Genomic DNA, 15,780 nt, shown 5'->3' on the forward strand with positions numbered 1-15,780 from the left:
TCCGGGGCAGGATGCTGAAACTGTCACGCTGGAAGATAGTGTCAAGCTCCTAAGGAAGGGTTAAAACGGCGGCGATTGTTTCGGGCGCGTCGCTGTGTACTCTCCGCTTGCGAATGCCCATATGGTAGGGTCCCGATGGGAAACGAGAAAGGAAACGGCGTGTTGAAATCGATTCTGGTGCCGATTGCGCGGGAAGGCTGGCCCTTCATCGGGATATTCGCGGTCGGCACGCTGATCCTGTTCGCCATCTCGGACCCGCTGGGCTGGGCAGGCGTGATCCTGACCCTTTGGTGTGTCTATTTCTTCCGGGACCCGGACCGGGTGACGCCCAGCCGCCCTGGCCTCGTCATCAGCCCGGCCGATGGCGTTGTCTGCTTCGTCGGCAAGGCACCGCCGCCGGCCGATCTGGAACTGGGCGACACGCCGATGCTGAAGATCGGCATCTTCATGAATGTGTTCGACGTGCATGTGAACCGCGCCCCGGTGGACGGCAAGGTGTCGCGCCTGGCCTACCATCCCGGCAAGTTCTTCAACGCCTCGCTGGACAAGGCGAGCGAGCAGAATGAGCGGCACGGGATGGTCGTCGAGATGGCGGACGGCACCAAGGTTGGCAGCGTGCAGATTGCCGGGCTGGTGGCCCGCCGCATCGTCTGCAAGACCGCCGAGGGCGCCACCCTGCGGGCCGGCGAGCGCTATGGGCTGATCCGCTTCGGCAGCCGGGTCGATGTCTATCTGCCGGCCAGCGCCGCCTCGCTGGCGGTGCTGGGACAGCGGATGATCGCCGGCGAGACGGTAATCGCCGACCTGACCTCCGCCGAACCGGATCGTCTGGGCGAGATTCGCTAGTGGTCGGGCTGCGGCAAAAAAGCGGGTTCAGACGGCACCGCCGGGCGCCGCGCCTGAAGGGACTGTCGATCAACCGGCTGATCCCGAACATCCTGACCGTGCTGGCGCTGTGTGCCGGGCTGACGGCGATCCGCTTCGCGCTGAATGGCGAATGGCAGCAGGCGGTGATCGCGATCTTCGCCGCCGCGATCCTCGACGGGCTGGATGGGCGCATGGCGCGCCTGCTGAAGGCGACCAGCAAGTTCGGCGCGGAGCTGGATTCGCTGTCGGATTTCATCAGCTTCGGCGTGGCGCCGGCAGTCGTCCTTTATATGTGGGGGATGAACGGCGTTGCGGGCTTCGGCTGGGCGGTGGTGCTGTTCTTCGCCACCTGCGCCGCGCTGCGGCTGGCGCGCTTCAATACGAAGCTGGGCGACCCCGAACTGCCGGCATACGCCTACAACTACTTCTCCGGCGTGCCGGCGCCGGCCGGGGCGGGGCTGGCGTTGCTGCCGATGATCCTGTCCTTCGACCTTGGCTATGACACGGTGCTGAAGCATCCGGCGCTGGTGATTGCCTGGGTGTTCTTCATTGGCCTGCTGATGGTCAGCGCCATCCCGACCTTTTCGGGCAAGAAGGCGCGTATCCCGCAGGGGCTGGTGATCCCGATGCTGATCGTGGTCGGCCTGCTGGTGGCGGCACTGGTGAACGCGCCCTGGCGCACCCTGTCGGGGTTGGGCCTGCTCTACCTGCTGTGCATCCCGTTTTCCGTGCGCTCCTACCGCCGGCTGAAGGCGGAGGCGGAGCAGATGGTCGCCCAGCATGAGGCGGATATTGCCGCGTCTGGCGATGCCGTGCCCGAGAGCGGGAACGACCAGAGCGGGGAACCCCGTCCCGGCGCATGATCGACGCCGCACTGCGACGGCTGGTCGATCCGGCGCTGGATGCCGCCGGGGGCTTCCTGTTGCGCCGGGGCGTTTCCGCCAATGCCGCGACACTGGCCGGCTTCGCGGTCGGGCTGCTGGCCCTGCCGGCGCTGGCGCTGCAGGCCTATGGCGCTGCGCTGGCCTTCATCCTGCTGAATCGCCTGGCTGACGGGCTGGACGGCGCCATCGCCCGGCGGCGCGGGGCGACCGATTTCGGCGGCTATCTCGACATCGTGCTGGATTTCATCTTCTACGCCGCCGTGGCGTTGGGCTTTGCACTGGCCGATCCGGCGGCGAACGCGCTGGCCGCCTGTTTCCTGATCTTCAGCTTCATGGGTACGGGATCGATGGCCTATGCCGTCATGGCGGCCAAGCGCGGCCGCGCCAGCACGGCGCGCGGCCCGAAATCGCTGTATTATCTCGGCGGGCTGACGGAAGGGGCGGAGACCATCGCCCTGTTCGTCACGATCTGCCTGTGGCCGGGCTGGTTTCCCCAGCTCGCACTCCTCTTCGGCGCGCTGTGCTGGATCACCACCGTGACGCGCATCCTCGCCGCGCGGCGCGACTTCACCCCTTAGTCGTGCCTTGGGCCGGAACCGGCGGCGCCTTCTTCTCCTCGCGCTTCTGCCGCCGCCGTGCCCGCCAGTCGCTGACATTGGCGCGAACCTTCAGCGCCGATGGCGTGATGACCAGCGTCAGGATGGTGGCGAAGGCCAGCCCGAAGACGATAGCTGTGGACAGCTGCACCCACCATTGCGTCGAGGGCGCGCCGATGCTGACCTCGCGGCTGATGAAGTCGATGTTCATCTGCAGCACCATCGGCATCAGGCCCAGGATGGTGGTCAGCGTGGTCAGGAAAACCGGCCGCAGACGCTGGGCGCCGGTGCGCAGCAGCGCCTCGTGCGCCGGGATGCCCTGCTTGCGCATCAGATCGTAGGTATCGATCAGGATGATGTTGTTGTTCACCACGATGCCGGCCAGCGCGATCACGCCGACGCCGCTCATGACGATGCCGAAGGGCTTGTTCATCACCAGCAGGCCGATCATCACGCCGATGGTGGACAGGATCACCGCCGAGAGGATCAGGAAGGCGCTGTAGAAGCTGTTGAACTGGGTCAGCAGGATGATCGCCATGATGAACAGGGCAACGGCAAAGGCGCGCATCAGGAACTGCTGGGCCTCGGCCTGTTCCTTGTCCTCGCCCTTGAAGGTCACCTCGACGCGCGGGTCTAGGCCGGCATCGGGCAGCCAGGCGCGCAGTTCCCGCACCTTGTCGTCGGCCAGCACGCCGGGCTGCACATCGGCCTTCACCGACATGATGCGCCGCCCGTCCACGCGCTTCAGCTCGCCGACCTTCTGTTCGGGATTCTCGGTGACGAAATTGCTGATCGGGATCAGCCCCTGCTCGGTCTGGATGCGCAGCTGGCCGAACCGGTCGAGATTGCGGTATTCGGTCGGGAAGCGCACGACGATGTCGATTTCCTCGTCGCTGTCGTCGGGCCGGTATTCGGTGACCTTCAGCCCGTTGGTCACCAGCCGCACATAATTGCCGATCATGCTGAGATCGACGCCGAACTTGGCGGCCTGTGCGCGGTCGGCATCGATGGCCCACTGGATGCCGGGGATCGGGCGGCTGTCCTCAATGTTGGCCAGCCCCTCCATGCTCTCGAACTTGGCGCGGATCAGCGCCGCCGCGGGCTCCAGCAGCGAGACGTCGAGGGCGCTGATCTCCAGCGCGACCGGCTTGCCGACCGGCGGGCCGGCCTCCTGCTTCTGCGGTTCGACGAGGATGCCGGGGTATTTGCGCGATCGTTCCACGATCTCGGCCAGGATATCGTTGGCCGGTGGGCGTTTGTCCCAGTCCTTGAACTCGACCGAGATGGTGGCGATGACATCCTCGGCCTTGTCCTGGCCGCTGCGCACCTGGGTGCCGATCGAGGAATAGACCGAATCGAAGGCATCAAGCGCGAGCACTTCGCGTTCCACGAGGATGGCGAGCTGCTTCTTCTCCTCGATGGAGAGGTTGCCGCGCGCATGCACCAGGATCTGCGCCTGTTCCGGTTCGACCTCGGGGAAGAATTCCACGCCATGGCCATGCGTGGCGTAATACCACTGCACGAAGATCAGGGTCCCGACGGCGGCCAGCACAATCTTGCCGGGATGCGTCAGCGCCTTGTCCAGCGTGCGGATATACAGGCCGGTCGGGCCCTTTACCTGTGTCAGGTCGATGGTCTCGTTATCGTCGTCCGAGGTTTCGGCGCTCAGCGCCTTGGCCTTCTCGGGGTCGAGCGAACCGCCCGGCTTGCCGATGAAGGCGCCCAGCGTCGGCACGAAGATCAGCGCCATCAGCAGCGAGGCCGACAGGGTGGCGATCAGCGTGATCGGCAGGAACTTCATGAACTCGCCAACCACGCCTGGCCAGAACAGCAGCGGCAGGAAGGCCGCCAGCGTGGTCGCGGTGGAGGCGATGATCGGCCAGGCCATGCGCTTGGCAGCACGGGCATAGGCGCGCTTGGGCGACTGGCCCTCGGCCATCTTGCGGTCGGCGAACTCGGTCAGCACGATGGCGCCGTCCACCAGCATGCCGACGGCGAGGATCAGGGCGAACAGCACCACGATGTTGATGGTGATGCCCATGGTGAAGATCACCAGGATGGCCAGCAGGAAGGAGCCCGGAATGGCGACGCCGACCAGCCCGGCCGAGCGCAGCCCAAGCGCGCCGACAATGACGATCATGACCAGCAGAACCGCGCTGATGACGTTGTTCTGAAGGTCCGTCAGCATGGTGCGGATATCCTTCGAGCGGTCCTGGCTGTAGGTGACCTTTACGGCCTCCGGCCAGAACTGCTTCTGCCGCTCCGACAAGGCGCGCACCGCCTCGATGGTCTCGATGATATTCTCGCCGGTGCGCTTGGTAACCTGCAGCCCCACCGCCGGCTCGCCATCCAGCCGGGCGACGGATTCGCGGTCCTTGAAGGTGCGCCGCACCTCGGCTACGTCGCGCACGCGCACCACAGCATCGCCGTCGGTCTTCAGCGGCATGTCGAGGATGTCCTCGGCACTCTCGAAAAGGCCCGGCACCTTCACCGGGAAGCGGCCGCTGCCGGTATCCAGCGCGCCGGCGGCGATCAGCCGGTTGGACCGGTCGATGAAGCTGAGAATATCCTCCGACCGCAGGCCGTAGCTTTCCAGCTTCAGCGGGTCGATCAGGATTTCCACCAGCTCCTCGCGGTCGCCGGCGATATCGACATTCAGCACCGAGGGGATGCCCTCGATCTCGTCGCGCAGCTCCCGGGCGAGACGGACCAGCGTGCGTTCCGGCACCGGGCCGGACAGCGTGACCACCAGCACCGGGAACAGGCTGAAATTCACCTCGGTGATGGTCGGTTCCTCGGTCTCCTCCGGCAGCTCGGACTTGGCGATGTCCACCTTCTCGCGCACATCGTCCAGCGCCTTGTCGGCATCGAAGCCGGCATCGAACTCCAGCAGCACGAAGCCGCCGCCTTCATAGGCGGTGGACCGCATCTCCTTAACGCCCTCGATGGATTTCAGCTCCTGCTCCATCGGGCGCAGCAGCAGCCGCTCGGAATCCTCCGGCGAGATGCCCTCATGCACCAGGCTGACATAGATGGTGGGGATGTTGATGTCCGGATCGGATTCCTTGGGAATGTCGATATAGGCAACGGTTCCCGCGATCAGGATCAACACCAGCACCGCGATGGTGGTACGGGCGCGGGCGATGGCGGCGTCGATCAGGTTCATTTCTTCGCCCCGCCATCGGCATAGCTGCCAGCGAAATTCTCCGACCGCACGGCTTCAACCTTCTGGCCCTCGGCGACGAATTCCTGGCCGACGACGATCAGCCGCGCGCGCTGTGGCAGGCCGGCCAGCCAGACGCCGTCCGTCTCGCTGGCGATGATCCTGACCGGCCGGAAGGTGACGGTGTTGTCCTGGCCCACCAGCTTCACGCCCATCTGCCCGGCATCGTTCAGGGTCAGGATGGAGGGGGTGATGAAATGCGCTGGGACGGAGTCCAGCGATAGTTTCACCGCGGCGGTCAGCCCGTCGCGGATGGCGCCGTCCCGGTTATCCAGCTCGGCCTCCACGCGGAAGGTGCGGGTGGCGCTGTTGGCGACGCTGGCGATGTAGCGGATGACGCCGGTACGGGTCTCGCCGGTGGAGAAGCGCACCTCGGCCAGATCGCCCAGTTCGAGGGACAGGGCATGGGTCTCCGGCACCTCGATGACGACCAGCATCGGGTCGGTATCGACGATCTGCGCCACCTCGTCGCCGGCCTGAACATAATTGCCGATTTCGACCATGCGGTCGTTCAGCACGCCATCGAAGGGCGCGCGGATGGTCGTGTTGGTGATATCCGTCTCGATCCGGGCGAGGGCGGCGCGGGCGGCGTCCAGCTGCGCCTGCGCCTGCGCCAGATTGGTGTCGGAGCGGAAGCCCTTGCCGGCCAGCTGCTTGGAGGCGCTGAATTCGACCTCGCGCTGGCGTACCAGCGCCCGCGCCTCTGCCCGCCTTGCCTCCCGGTCGTCCAGGGCAAGGCGCGCGATCATCTCGCCGGCGGCGACGCGCTTGCCTTTTTCCACGCCGATCTCGGTGACACGGCCATCGGTCTCGACCCGCAGCTGCACGCGTCGTTCCGCCTGGGTGAAGCCGTTGATGGTCAGCTCGCGGCGGTGCGCCTGCTCCTCGGAGACGATGAACTGCACGCCGGGCAGGGCTGCCTGCGCTTCCTGCTTGGGGGCTCCGGCAGGTGCTTCGGCGGCATCGCCGAACTGGCCGGAGGCAATCCAGAGCGTGGCGGCCACCGCGAACAGAATGGCGATCCAGATCGAGGACTTCATCGCGTGTCTTCCTGCTTGCTGCTGGCGGTGGTTGTGGCGCGTTCGGCCAGGAACCGGTCGCGGTTGCTTAAAAATAGGTCGGGCGACGCGATAAGCATCCGCCCCTGCCGGCATCGGCGCGGACTATAGGAGTGCTTGCCGACGGCATCAATCGGGATGTCGTTACGAAATATTTCGCGGACCATCCTTTGTCGCCAAAGGGTTTGACGTGTTCAGGCGGCTTTCGTTCCCGCCGCGTAACGCACATGCACCGGCAGCCGGTAATGATCGCCCTCGCGGTATTCCTGTAGCCGCCGGACAACCGCCGCCTCGACCGCCTCGCGCTCCGCGGCGCTGGCCTCCATCCACAGCTTGCCGAAGGACATGTCCAGGTTGGTGCGCCAGAAGGGCTGGTCGCCCGGCGCCTTGCGGCGCGCCTGGATCACCTGTTCCTCGACAGCGGCAAAGCCGGCCTGTTCCAGCAGCCCGACCAGGGTACCGGGCTGGCCCAGGATGAAGGGCATTTCCAGGAAGGTCTCGTCCTGCGGCCCCATCACTTCCAGCACGGCGGCCATGTTGATCTGGAACACCGCATTGTCGGCCAGCGGCCCCCAGACCATGAAGCCGGCGCGCCCGCCGGGCTTCAGCACGCGCAGACATTCCCGCAATGCCTTCAGCTTGTCGGGGAAGAACATCAGCCCGAAGCGGCAGGTGACACGGTCAAAACCGGCATCGGGGAAGGGCAGGGATTCGGCGTCCGCGATCTCGAAGCCGATATTGCCGGTGCGGCGGTCAGCAGCGCGACGTTTTGCCCCAGCCAACATGCCCTCGGCCAGGTCAGTTGCGGTGACATGGCCTGTCTCGCCAACCATCTCGGCGATGGTCAGCGCCGGCTCGCCAGCGCCGGAGGCCAGATCCAGCACCCGCTGGCCCTGTGCGATTCCGACCAGCTCCAGCAGCGGTTCGTTCAGGCGGCGCGCCATTTCCGCCATTTCCTCGGCGCGCTTGTTCCAGCCGATGCCGCGGTCGTTCCAGGCGGCGCGCTGCCGTTCCTTGAACGCTTCTGTCGTGTCGCGGCTCATGGCTTCCTCCCTCTGCGTATGGTTTTTAGTTGCAGCATATCCGTAGGCGGTCATCAGATGTGCGTGCGGTGCAATAACGGCTTGTTTGCAATCAACTCGCAATCTCACTATTATGCGCGCGTTTCGCCAGCGGATGCCTTATGCCATAGCCGTTTTCGGGCGGAAACGCATCGTCGAAAGAGCAGGATACTGGAATGAACGAGACCACCCCGTCGGCTGCGGCCGCACTTCCCGGCGCCGTTCCCACAGACGCCGTGACGCCGCCGCCCGGTGCGCTCGATCAGGCGCTGGAGCTGATCCAGGCCGGCGGCCCGGTGGTGGTGATCCTGCTGGTCTTCTCGGTGGTGGCGCTCGCCATCTTCATCATGAAGATGATCCAGTTCCAGTCGGCGCGGCTGTGGAGCCGGGGCTTCGTGGAACCGGCCCTGACGCAGGCGCGCAATGGCCGCCTGGCGGAGGCGCTGGCGGGTCTGCGCGGCCTGCGCAGCCCGGTCGCGGAAGTCATGGCGGTGGCCATCGACGGATTCCGCCATCGCATCGCCGAGGACCGCATCCGTGAGGAAGTCGCCCGCATCGGCAGCGCCCGGCTGGAGGAGCTGCGCTCCTACCTGCGCGTCATCGAGGTGATTGCTACGCTGAGCCCGCTGCTCGGCCTGTTCGGCACGGTGCTGGGCATGATCGACGCCTTCCGCCAGATGGAAGCCGCCGGCAGCAATGTGAACCCGGCCATCCTGTCGGGGGGCATCTGGGTGGCGCTGCTGACCACGGCCGTCGGCCTCGCGGTGGCGATTCCGGCTGTGGCCATGCTGAACTGGCTGGAGCGTACCGTCGAGCGCGCGGCGCATACGATGGACGATGCGGTGACGCGGTTGTTCACCATGCCGCAGGGAGCTTCCAATCACGGCGCCGACCACGGGGAGCGTGAGGCCGCGGGCCTGCGTCAGCCGCATGCACAGCCTGCGGAGTAGCCTTCCGGCAAAGCGCCGGCAGCTTATCAGCCTGACGCCGCTGATCGACGTCGTGTTCATCCTGCTGATCTTCTTCATGCTGGCCTCCAGCTTTCTGGACTGGCGGACCATCACGCTGAACACGCCGGGGCAGGCGGTCGCAACGCCGGATATGGAAGGCGCCATGCTGGTGCGCCTGCGTGCCGACGGCTCGCTGGACCTTGCCGGCGAGGCGCTGTCGGCCGAGCAGTTGCAGACGCGGCTGCAGGCCGCCCTGGCGCGCAAGCCGGATCAGCGCGTGCTGGTGCGCCCGGAGCGCGGCGTGGCGATGCAGCGCGCGGTGGAAGTGCTGGACATGGTGACGGCGAGCGGCATCAAGGATGTCTCGCTGGTGCGGGGGCGGTGATGAGCGTTCTGAACCATGGCCGGAAGAGCGCTGGCGGCGGCCTGTTCGCCGCCGGCCGCCATCGCGAGCGGAATTCCGACGAGGGCATCATCCCCCTCATCAACGTGGTGTTCCTGCTGCTGATCTTCTTCATGCTGGCCGGCAAGCTGTCGCAGATCGACCCGTTCGAGGTGACGCCGCCGGATTCCGCGTCGGAGAGCCTGCCGGATGGCTCGACGCTGACCGTCCTGGTCGGCGCCGATGGGCGCATCGCCTTCGACGGGAAGCCGATGGAGCTGGACGCGCTGCCGGCGACGCTGGAGGCGCATGCCAGGGACGGCGCGGTGCTGCGGCTGAAGGCTGACCAGCAGGCCGAGGCCGACCGGGTGATCGAGGTGATGGAAAGCCTGCGCGCGGCCGGCATCGAGAAACTGTCACTGCTGACCACGAAGACGGGAACAGGCGAATGAGACTCTCCCCGCGCGCCAAGCTGGCCGGGCTGATCGCATCGCTGGCGATCCATGGCAGCGCGCTGGCCTTCTTCGCCGATTTCAGCGAGGACAAGGGCACCGCGCAGGCGGGCCTCGGCGGCGTCGAGGTGGCACTGGCGCCGATGGGTGGCGCGCCAGGCAGCGAGGCGCGCGCCGTCGAGTCGACCGAGACGGTGAAGCCGACCGAAGTGACAGAGGCGGTGAAGCCCATCGAAACGGCGGAGGTACCGGACGTTCCGGTAACGCCGGTCGAGCAGGCGCGTCCCGTGGAGCCGGTAAAGCCCATAGAACCGGTGAAGCCGGTGGAGCCCGTAAAGGTCAAGGAAGAGCCGGAGAAGGTGAAGATGGCGGAGGTTCCGCCGCCACCACCGCCGCCGCCGGTGAAGCCTGTCGTCAAGAAGCCGGAACCGCCGAAGCCGGTTCAGCAGCCGAAACCCCAGCAGGTCGCCAAGGCAGAACCCGCCCCGGTGCAGGCGGAAGCCGCACCGGCGCCCTCGGTTGCCGGGTCCGCTGGCAAGTCGGGCGCCCAGGATTCGCAGAATGCCGGCACCACGAACAGCACTTCCGCGTCGGCGGGCGGCGGCATGCCGGGTTCCTCGGCCGATTATCTGGCGCTGGTGCAGGCCTGGCTGGAACGCCACAAGGAATATCCGCGCCGGGCGCAGTTGCGCCGCATCGAGGGCACGGCGGTGCTGCGCTTCGTCATGGACCGCGAGGGCAAGCTGGTTTCCTACCGGCTGGAACGCGGCTCCGGCCATTCCGTGCTGGACGAGGCGGTGCGGGAAATGATCGAGCGTGCCTCGCCCTTCCCACCGCTGCCGCCCGAAATCCAGCAGGCCAATCTGGAACTGGTGGTGCCAGTTTCCTTCTACCTGCGCTGACGTCGCTTACAGGCCCGGCCCCATCAGATAGTCGGGCAGCCAGGTGGCGATGCCGGGGAACAGGCACAGCAGCAGCATGCCGACCACCATGCACAGCATGAAGGGCAGGGCGCCGTACAGGATCGTCGGCAGCTTGATCTTCGGTGCGATGCCGTTGATGACATAGAGGTTCAGGCCGACCGGCGGGGTGATCAGCCCCAACTCCATATTGATGGTCAGGATGACGCCGAACCAAATCGGGTCGAAGCCGGCATTCACGATGATCGGCAGCAGGATCGGCGTGGTCATCAGGATGACGGCGGCCGGCGGCAGGAAGCAGCCGGCGACCAGCAGCAGGATGTTCACGAAGAACAGCAGCAGCCAGCGGTTGATGTCCAGTAGCGCAATCCATTCCGCAATGGCCTGGGTGACGTACAGGCTGGACAGCATGTAGCTGAACAGCACCGAGGTGCCGATGATCATCATGATCATCACCGATTCGCGCATGCCGTCGCGCATGATGTGCCACAGCGCGGTCGGCTGCCAGACGCGGTAGATGACGACCACCAGCAGCAGGCACAGCATGGCGCCCACGCCCGCCGCCTCGGACGGGGTGGCGAGGCCGCCATACATCGAATAGACGACGCCGGCGATGATCAGCAGGAAAGGCAGGATGCGCGGCAGCACCTCCAGCTTCTGGCGCAGCGAGTAGCGCTCGCCGATTTGCGCCAGCCCCTCACCACGCCGCCAGCACAGGAACAGCGCCCACAGCATGAACAGGCCGGTCAGCATCAGCCCCGGCACGACGCCGGCCAGGAACAGCCGGCCGATGGAGGTCTCGGAGGCGATGCCGTAGAGGATCATCGTCACCGAAGGCGGAATCAGGATGCCCAGCGTGCCGCCCGCCGCGATGGCGCCGGTCGCCAGATCGTCGGAATAGCCGCGCTTCTGCATCTCCGGGATACCCATGCGGCCAATGGCGGCGCAGGTGGCGGGCGACGAGCCGGTCATCGCGCTGAACAGCGCGCAGGCCCCCAGGTTGGAGATGACGAGGCTGCCCGGCACGCGGCTGAACCAGCGCGCCAACGCCTCGTACAGGTCCGAGCCCGCCCGGCTGGAGGCGACAGCCGCTCCCATCAGCACGAACATCGGGATCGACACCAGGGTGAAGTCGTTCAGGCCGGCATAGAGCGTGTCGGCCAGGAATTCGATGGCGCGCAGCCCGTCGAAGGCGACCATGAAGCCGACGGCGACCACGCCAAGCCCGAAGGCGACGGGCATGCCGGTCCCCAGCACGACCAGCGTCACGAGGCCGATCAGCAGGCCAAGGGTAAGCTCGCTCATTGATGCTGCTCCGGTTCCATGCCGAACGGCATGTCGCGTCCGGTCAGCAGGCAATAGATATCGGCGACATATTGCAGGCACAGCACGCCCATGCCGATGGGCAGGGCGGCGTAGTAGATCCACAGGCGCGCACGCCACATCGAATCGGTGGTCCAGCCGCCATCATAGGCCTCCCACCACCATTCGATGCCGTTCCACAGCACCAGCAGGCAGAAGCCGAGCGCGATCACCGAGGCGACGAAGGCCAGCCGCACACGCCAGCGGTGCGAGAGATAAAGCGGCAGCAGATCGACATTCACATGCCCCTTGGTCAGCAGCACATAGGGGCTGCCCACGAAGGTGGCGGCGACCAGGATGAAGGTGACGAACTCGCTCTGCCAGATCGCCGATTCCTGCAACACCGTGCGGACGAAGATCATCTGGCAGACGATGATGACCGAGGCGAGGATCATCAGGACGGCGGCAATGCCGCAAATCCGCGACAGCGCCGTGACCGTTCGGACGTAGAGCTGCATGGTCGCTCCAGAGAGGGCGGTATGTGACGGGGTAGGGGAGAGGGTTCCGCCCGTACCGCTTATCGGCACGGGCGGACTCTCTGTGGCTGGCGGGCTTACTGCACCGACAGCGCCATCTCGATCAGCTTGGCGCCGGTCGGCACCTTTTCCGAGAAGGTCTTGTAGGAGGTCTTCTTCGCGACCTCGCGCCAGGCATTCGCCTGCGCGTCAGACATGGTGACGACCTTCACATTGTTCTTCGTGTAGGCATCGACCAGCTTCTCGTCGAGCTTCTTGCTCTCCGCCGCGAAATAGTCTTCCGACTTCTTCGCCGCCTTCATCAGCGCATCCTGCTGGTTCTTGTTCAGCTTGTCGAAGCTGCGCTTGGACATCAGCACCGGCTCGTACATGAACCACAGCGCATTGTCGCCGGGAGCGGTCAGGCAGGAGAGCTGCTCATACAGGCGGAAGGAGACGAAGCTGCCCGCGCTGGTGTCGGTGGCGTTGGCCACACCGGTCTGCAGCGCGTTATAGACCTCGTTGGACGGGATCGACACGATGGACGCCCCGGCGCCGGCCCACATCTCGGCGAAGGTGGCACCGGCCGAGCGTGCCTTCAGGCCCGCCGCGTCCTGCGGTTCCAGGATGCACTTGTCCTTGCCGCCGAAGGCACCGGCCAGCCAGGCATCAGCCAGAACGATGACGCCGGCATCCTCGATGATCTTCTTGATCTCGCCCATGAAGGGCGACTTGTTCAGGCGCTTGGCATGGTCATGGTTCTTCACCAGGCCCGGCATCAGCGTGGCGCCGAACTCCGGATGCCGGCCGCTGGCATAGTCGAGCGGGAAGGCCGTGATGTCGATCTGGCCCTTCAGCATCGCCTGCCACTGTTCCTTCGGCTTCACCAGCGAGGCGCCGGGGAACACCTTGATCTCCATGCCGACATTGGCTGCAGCGACCTCACGCGCGATGATCTGCACCATCTCGTCGCGCACATCGCCCTTGCCGCCGGGGAACTGGTGCGATGCCTTCAGCTCGACCGCTGCCGCATCCTGTACGGCAAGGGCCGCCATCGCCACACCGGCGAACGCGGCCAGAATGAACTGGTTACGCTTCATGGTTTTCCTCCCTGTGAAAGCGTTTTTCATTTTTTGTAAAACCAGTATGAGACGAAAAATGCGCGCATCACAACAGTCTCTGTATTGGGCTCTGTTTGGTGGCGGGCAGGGGGCAAAATAATACCGCCCATCGGGGCTTGCCGTGGGGCCCGTCCCGTCGCACTCTGCGAGCCGGTCGCATTGACCTAACCGAGGGGGCGAAATCCATGCTGCGCATCTGGGGCCGCAACAATTCCATCAATGTCCAGAAGGTGATGTGGTGCGTCGGCGAGCTGGGGCTGACGCATGAGCGTATCGATGCGGGCCGCGAATTCGGCCTGACCGGCGAGGACTGGTACCGCAAGATGAACCCGAACGGGCTGGTGCCGGTGATCGACGATCGCGGCTTCGTGCTCTGGGAATCCAACGCCATCGTCCGCTACCTGGCGGAGACCTACGACCATGGTGGCCTGTGCCCCGCCGATGCGAAGAAGCGCGCGCAGGCCGGCCAGTGGATGGACTGGGCCACGACCATTCTGGGCGCGCCGATGACCACCGTGTTCTGGCAGCTGATCCGCACGCCCGAGGCGGAGCGAGACATGGGCGCGGTTGAGAAGGCGGCCGAGGCGCTGGGCAAGCATTACGCGCTGCTGAACCGGCATCTCGACAGCCGGCTCTACATGCTGGGCGAGCGGCTGACCATGGCGGACATCCCGGTCGGCGCCTTCGTGCACCGCTGGTACGCGCTGGACGTGCCGCATCCTGAGCTGCCGTCCTTGCGTGCCTGGTATCAGCGGTTGACCGAGCGGGAGGCGTTCCGCACCCATGTCATGCTGCCGCTGACGTGATCCGCCTGTTGCGAACGGTATTGGAGGCCGCCCAAAAACGGCCCGAATGAGGTTTCATCATCCCTGTCGTCAAAGGTTAAGCTTAGGCCGCTACGATGCGATACCGGACACACAAAAGAAGCGAGGCTAACATCATGTCGATTTCCCCCCGGTTCCGAACCGCTTCCGGTTTCCTGTCCCGTATGGCTTTCGCCGCCATCCTGGCTGTCGCCGGGTTGGCTGGCATTGCCCCCGCGCCGGCCAGCGCGCAGGCCTCCGGCATCTCCATCGAGCTGAACAAGCTGGAGGAGCAGCCGAACGCCTGCCGCGTCTACATGCTGTTCGAGAATCCGGGCCAGACCGAGTTCAGCGAATTCCAGCTCGACCTCGTGCTGTTCGACACCAACGGCGTGATCGCCCGCCGCCTGTCGCTGGACGCCGCACCCTTGCGCGCAGAGAAGACCAGCGTGAAGCTGTTCGACATTGACGGGCTGGCCTGCCCGAAGATCGGCCGTATCCTGCTGAACGACATGCTGGGCTGCGCCGATGCCTCGGGCAAGCGCACCGACTGCCTGAAGCTGATCAAGCCATCCAGCCGCGTTGACGCCAAGTTCGTGAAATAAGGGGTAAGAAAACCCTCTCCCGCAAGGGGAGAGGGCATTTAACAGTAGATCCCCCTACATCACCTTGCCGGGGAACGGGTGTTCCCCGGTGCGCGATTCGACCTCGATGACCCAGATGTCCGGGTCGCGCCCGACCGCGCGCTCGATATAGGAATCGGCTTCCGCCTCCGGCACCAGCGCGCCATCGAAGGCGGCCAGCCAGCCCAGATTGCCGTCCAGGTCGCGGGCCTGGCTCAGCAGCTGGCAGCCCTGTTCCAGCCGGTTCACCTTCAGCAGCACAGTCGCCCCGGCCTCCGCCCCCTTGCGCAGCACATAGGCCGGCAGGTTGCGCGCCATGCATTGGCGCAGGTGAGCCTTGACCCAGATGTCCGTGGTCAAGCGCGGTTCTTCCATCCTAGACTGCCTTTCAAGAATTCAGCGGCCGTTCCGGCCGCCTTATCCCATGCCGGGAAGGGCGCGCCAATGACAGCATAAGAGCCGCGCACATCTTGAGGAAGGAAACGGACGATATGAGTGCGACCTCATTCACCGTCGATCAGCTGGCCCAGCGCATCCCGGACGGGGCCAAGATCGCCCTGCCGCCGGATTATTCCGGCTGCGCCATGGAAGTGGTGCGCGCGCTGATCCGGCGTGGCGCGAAGAATCTGCACATTGTCGGCGTACCCTCGGTGGGGCTGCAGGGCGACATGCTGATCGGCGCCGGCTGCGTCGGCACGCTGGAGACGGCGGCCGTTACCATGGGCGAGCTGGGCATAGCACCCCGCTTCATCGCCGCCGCCAAGGCCGGCACCATCAAGCTGCGCGACGGCACCTGCCCGGCGATCCATGCCGGGTTGCAGGCGGCGGAGAAGGGCATCCCCTACATGCCGCTGCGCGGCGTGCTGGGCAGCGATCTGGTCGCGCATCGCGACGACTGGAAGGTGGCGGATAACCCGTTCGGCGAGAATGACCCGATCCTGCTGGTGCCGGCGATCCGCCCGGATGTGGCGCTGTTCCATGTCCGCAAGGCCGACCGCAAGGGCAATGTCTGGATCGGCGAGC

At 65.7% G+C, this 15,780-nt stretch carries 17 protein-coding genes; 10 read left to right on the forward strand and 7 right to left on the reverse strand.

The features are described 5' to 3' along the window. The first annotated feature begins 135 nt into the window (after positions 1-135). Genes MK313_RS13655 through MK313_RS13665 form a run of 3 tightly spaced genes read left to right on the forward strand, consistent with a single transcriptional unit; the run spans position 136 to position 2,329 of the window. Positions 136-846, forward strand: a complete 711-nt coding sequence (locus tag MK313_RS13655; RefSeq protein ID WP_287782218.1) for a phosphatidylserine decarboxylase — start codon at positions 136-138, stop codon at positions 844-846. After that, complete coding sequence (gene pssA, locus MK313_RS13660; protein WP_287782220.1) at positions 846-1,730, forward strand: CDP-diacylglycerol--serine O-phosphatidyltransferase; 885 nt, start codon at positions 846-848, stop codon at positions 1,728-1,730. The genes MK313_RS13655 and pssA overlap by 1 nt, the downstream gene beginning before the upstream one ends. Beyond that, positions 1,727-2,329 (forward strand): CDP-alcohol phosphatidyltransferase family protein, encoded by a 603-nt coding sequence (locus tag MK313_RS13665; protein WP_287782222.1) that lies wholly within the window; start codon positions 1,727-1,729, stop codon positions 2,327-2,329. The genes pssA and MK313_RS13665 overlap by 4 nt, the downstream gene beginning before the upstream one ends. Here the strand turns inward: MK313_RS13665 and MK313_RS13670 are convergent. From MK313_RS13670 to MK313_RS13680, 3 genes are all read right to left on the reverse strand, one after another. After that, positions 2,319-5,513 (reverse strand): efflux RND transporter permease subunit, encoded by a 3,195-nt coding sequence (locus tag MK313_RS13670; RefSeq protein ID WP_287782224.1) that lies wholly within the window; start codon positions 5,511-5,513, stop codon positions 2,319-2,321. The two genes, MK313_RS13665 and MK313_RS13670, sit on opposite strands and share 11 nt — an antisense overlap. Then, positions 5,510-6,610, reverse strand: coding sequence for an efflux RND transporter periplasmic adaptor subunit (locus tag MK313_RS13675; protein ID WP_008944835.1), 1,101 nt, complete (start codon positions 6,608-6,610; stop codon positions 5,510-5,512). Before MK313_RS13675 ends, MK313_RS13670 begins: the two co-directional genes overlap by 4 nt. A gap of 212 nt (positions 6,611-6,822) precedes the next feature. Continuing rightward, the gene (locus tag MK313_RS13680; protein WP_287782227.1) at positions 6,823-7,671 is read right to left on the reverse strand and encodes a class I SAM-dependent methyltransferase; all 849 of its coding nucleotides are present in this window, start codon (positions 7,669-7,671) and stop codon (positions 6,823-6,825) included. Positions 7,672-7,865: 194 nt separating this feature from the next. Here MK313_RS13680 and MK313_RS13685 point away from each other — a divergent pair, with 194 nt between their 5' ends. Genes MK313_RS13685 through MK313_RS13700 form a run of 4 tightly spaced genes read left to right on the forward strand, consistent with a single transcriptional unit; the run spans position 7,866 to position 10,375 of the window. After that, positions 7,866-8,639 (forward strand): MotA/TolQ/ExbB proton channel family protein, encoded by a 774-nt coding sequence (locus MK313_RS13685; RefSeq protein WP_121217284.1) that lies wholly within the window; start codon positions 7,866-7,868, stop codon positions 8,637-8,639. Continuing rightward, complete coding sequence (locus MK313_RS13690) at positions 8,620-9,024, forward strand: ExbD/TolR family protein (RefSeq protein WP_040707397.1); 405 nt, start codon at positions 8,620-8,622, stop codon at positions 9,022-9,024. The genes MK313_RS13685 and MK313_RS13690 overlap by 20 nt, the downstream gene beginning before the upstream one ends. Next, positions 9,024-9,473, forward strand: a complete 450-nt coding sequence (locus MK313_RS13695) for an ExbD/TolR family protein (protein ID WP_287782231.1) — start codon at positions 9,024-9,026, stop codon at positions 9,471-9,473. The genes MK313_RS13690 and MK313_RS13695 overlap by 1 nt, the downstream gene beginning before the upstream one ends. Then, entirely contained in the window at positions 9,470-10,375 is a 906-nt protein-coding gene (locus tag MK313_RS13700; RefSeq protein ID WP_287782233.1) for an energy transducer TonB, read from the forward strand. Before MK313_RS13695 ends, MK313_RS13700 begins: the two co-directional genes overlap by 4 nt. A 6-nt stretch (positions 10,376-10,381) precedes the next feature. On the opposite strand, the gene MK313_RS13705 is transcribed toward MK313_RS13700, so the two are convergent. From MK313_RS13705 to dctP, 3 genes are all read right to left on the reverse strand, one after another. Continuing rightward, entirely contained in the window at positions 10,382-11,698 is a 1,317-nt protein-coding gene (locus MK313_RS13705) for a TRAP transporter large permease (RefSeq protein ID WP_008944842.1), read from the reverse strand. Then, entirely contained in the window at positions 11,695-12,213 is a 519-nt protein-coding gene (locus MK313_RS13710) for a TRAP transporter small permease (protein WP_287782235.1), read from the reverse strand. The genes MK313_RS13705 and MK313_RS13710 overlap by 4 nt, the downstream gene beginning before the upstream one ends. 95 nt (positions 12,214-12,308) lie before the next feature. After that, a complete protein-coding gene (gene dctP, locus MK313_RS13715) occupies positions 12,309-13,310 on the reverse strand; it encodes a TRAP transporter substrate-binding protein DctP (RefSeq protein WP_287782237.1) in 1,002 nt (333 codons plus the stop codon). 206 nt (positions 13,311-13,516) lie between these two features. On the opposite strand from dctP, the gene MK313_RS13720 reads away from it, so the two are divergent. Both MK313_RS13720 and MK313_RS13725 read left to right on the forward strand, forming a co-directional pair. Then, positions 13,517-14,137, forward strand: a complete 621-nt coding sequence (locus tag MK313_RS13720; protein WP_287782239.1) for a glutathione S-transferase family protein — start codon at positions 13,517-13,519, stop codon at positions 14,135-14,137. Positions 14,138-14,271: 134 nt separating this feature from the next. Continuing rightward, the gene (locus tag MK313_RS13725) at positions 14,272-14,739 is read left to right on the forward strand and encodes a Tat pathway signal sequence domain protein (protein WP_287782241.1); all 468 of its coding nucleotides are present in this window, start codon (positions 14,272-14,274) and stop codon (positions 14,737-14,739) included. Positions 14,740-14,793: 54 nt separating this feature from the next. Here the strand turns inward: MK313_RS13725 and MK313_RS13730 are convergent, their stop codons facing one another. Continuing rightward, entirely contained in the window at positions 14,794-15,117 is a 324-nt protein-coding gene (locus MK313_RS13730; protein WP_287782242.1) for a DUF1491 family protein, read from the reverse strand. Between the two features lie 131 nt (positions 15,118-15,248). Between MK313_RS13730 and MK313_RS13735 the strand changes: the two genes are divergently transcribed. Next, a partial coding sequence (locus MK313_RS13735; protein ID WP_287782244.1) for a CoA transferase subunit A occupies positions 15,249-15,780 on the forward strand: 532 nt, incomplete at its 3' end.

Origin of the sequence: Oceanibaculum sp. (assembly GCF_022449305.1) — a bacterium.
Classification (GTDB): domain Bacteria; phylum Pseudomonadota; class Alphaproteobacteria; order Oceanibaculales; family Oceanibaculaceae; genus Oceanibaculum; species Oceanibaculum indicum.

Bases quoted from the DNA above. Each gene is read 5' to 3' on its own strand.
- dctP (WP_287782237.1), bottom strand. From the start codon at position 13,310: ATGAAGCGTAACCAGTTCATTCTGGCCGCGTTCGCCGGTGTGGCGATG.
- MK313_RS13670 (WP_287782224.1), bottom strand. From the start codon at position 5,513: ATGAACCTGATCGACGCCGCCATCGCCCGCGCCCGTACCACCATCGCG.
- MK313_RS13700 (WP_287782233.1), top strand. From the start codon at position 9,470: ATGAGACTCTCCCCGCGCGCCAAGCTGGCCGGGCTGATCGCATCGCTG.
- MK313_RS13690 (WP_040707397.1), top strand. From the start codon at position 8,620: ATGCACAGCCTGCGGAGTAGCCTTCCGGCAAAGCGCCGGCAGCTTATC.
- MK313_RS13680 (WP_287782227.1), bottom strand. From the start codon at position 7,671: ATGAGCCGCGACACGACAGAAGCGTTCAAGGAACGGCAGCGCGCCGCC.
- MK313_RS13685 (WP_121217284.1), top strand. From the start codon at position 7,866: ATGAACGAGACCACCCCGTCGGCTGCGGCCGCACTTCCCGGCGCCGTT.
- MK313_RS13695 (WP_287782231.1), top strand. From the start codon at position 9,024: ATGAGCGTTCTGAACCATGGCCGGAAGAGCGCTGGCGGCGGCCTGTTC.
- MK313_RS13725 (WP_287782241.1), top strand. From the start codon at position 14,272: ATGTCGATTTCCCCCCGGTTCCGAACCGCTTCCGGTTTCCTGTCCCGT.
- MK313_RS13675 (WP_008944835.1), bottom strand. From the start codon at position 6,610: ATGAAGTCCTCGATCTGGATCGCCATTCTGTTCGCGGTGGCCGCCACG.
- MK313_RS13720 (WP_287782239.1), top strand. From the start codon at position 13,517: ATGCTGCGCATCTGGGGCCGCAACAATTCCATCAATGTCCAGAAGGTG.
- MK313_RS13655 (WP_287782218.1), top strand. From the start codon at position 136: ATGGGAAACGAGAAAGGAAACGGCGTGTTGAAATCGATTCTGGTGCCG.
- MK313_RS13705 (WP_008944842.1), bottom strand. From the start codon at position 11,698: ATGAGCGAGCTTACCCTTGGCCTGCTGATCGGCCTCGTGACGCTGGTC.
- MK313_RS13665 (WP_287782222.1), top strand. From the start codon at position 1,727: ATGATCGACGCCGCACTGCGACGGCTGGTCGATCCGGCGCTGGATGCC.
- MK313_RS13710 (WP_287782235.1), bottom strand. From the start codon at position 12,213: ATGCAGCTCTACGTCCGAACGGTCACGGCGCTGTCGCGGATTTGCGGC.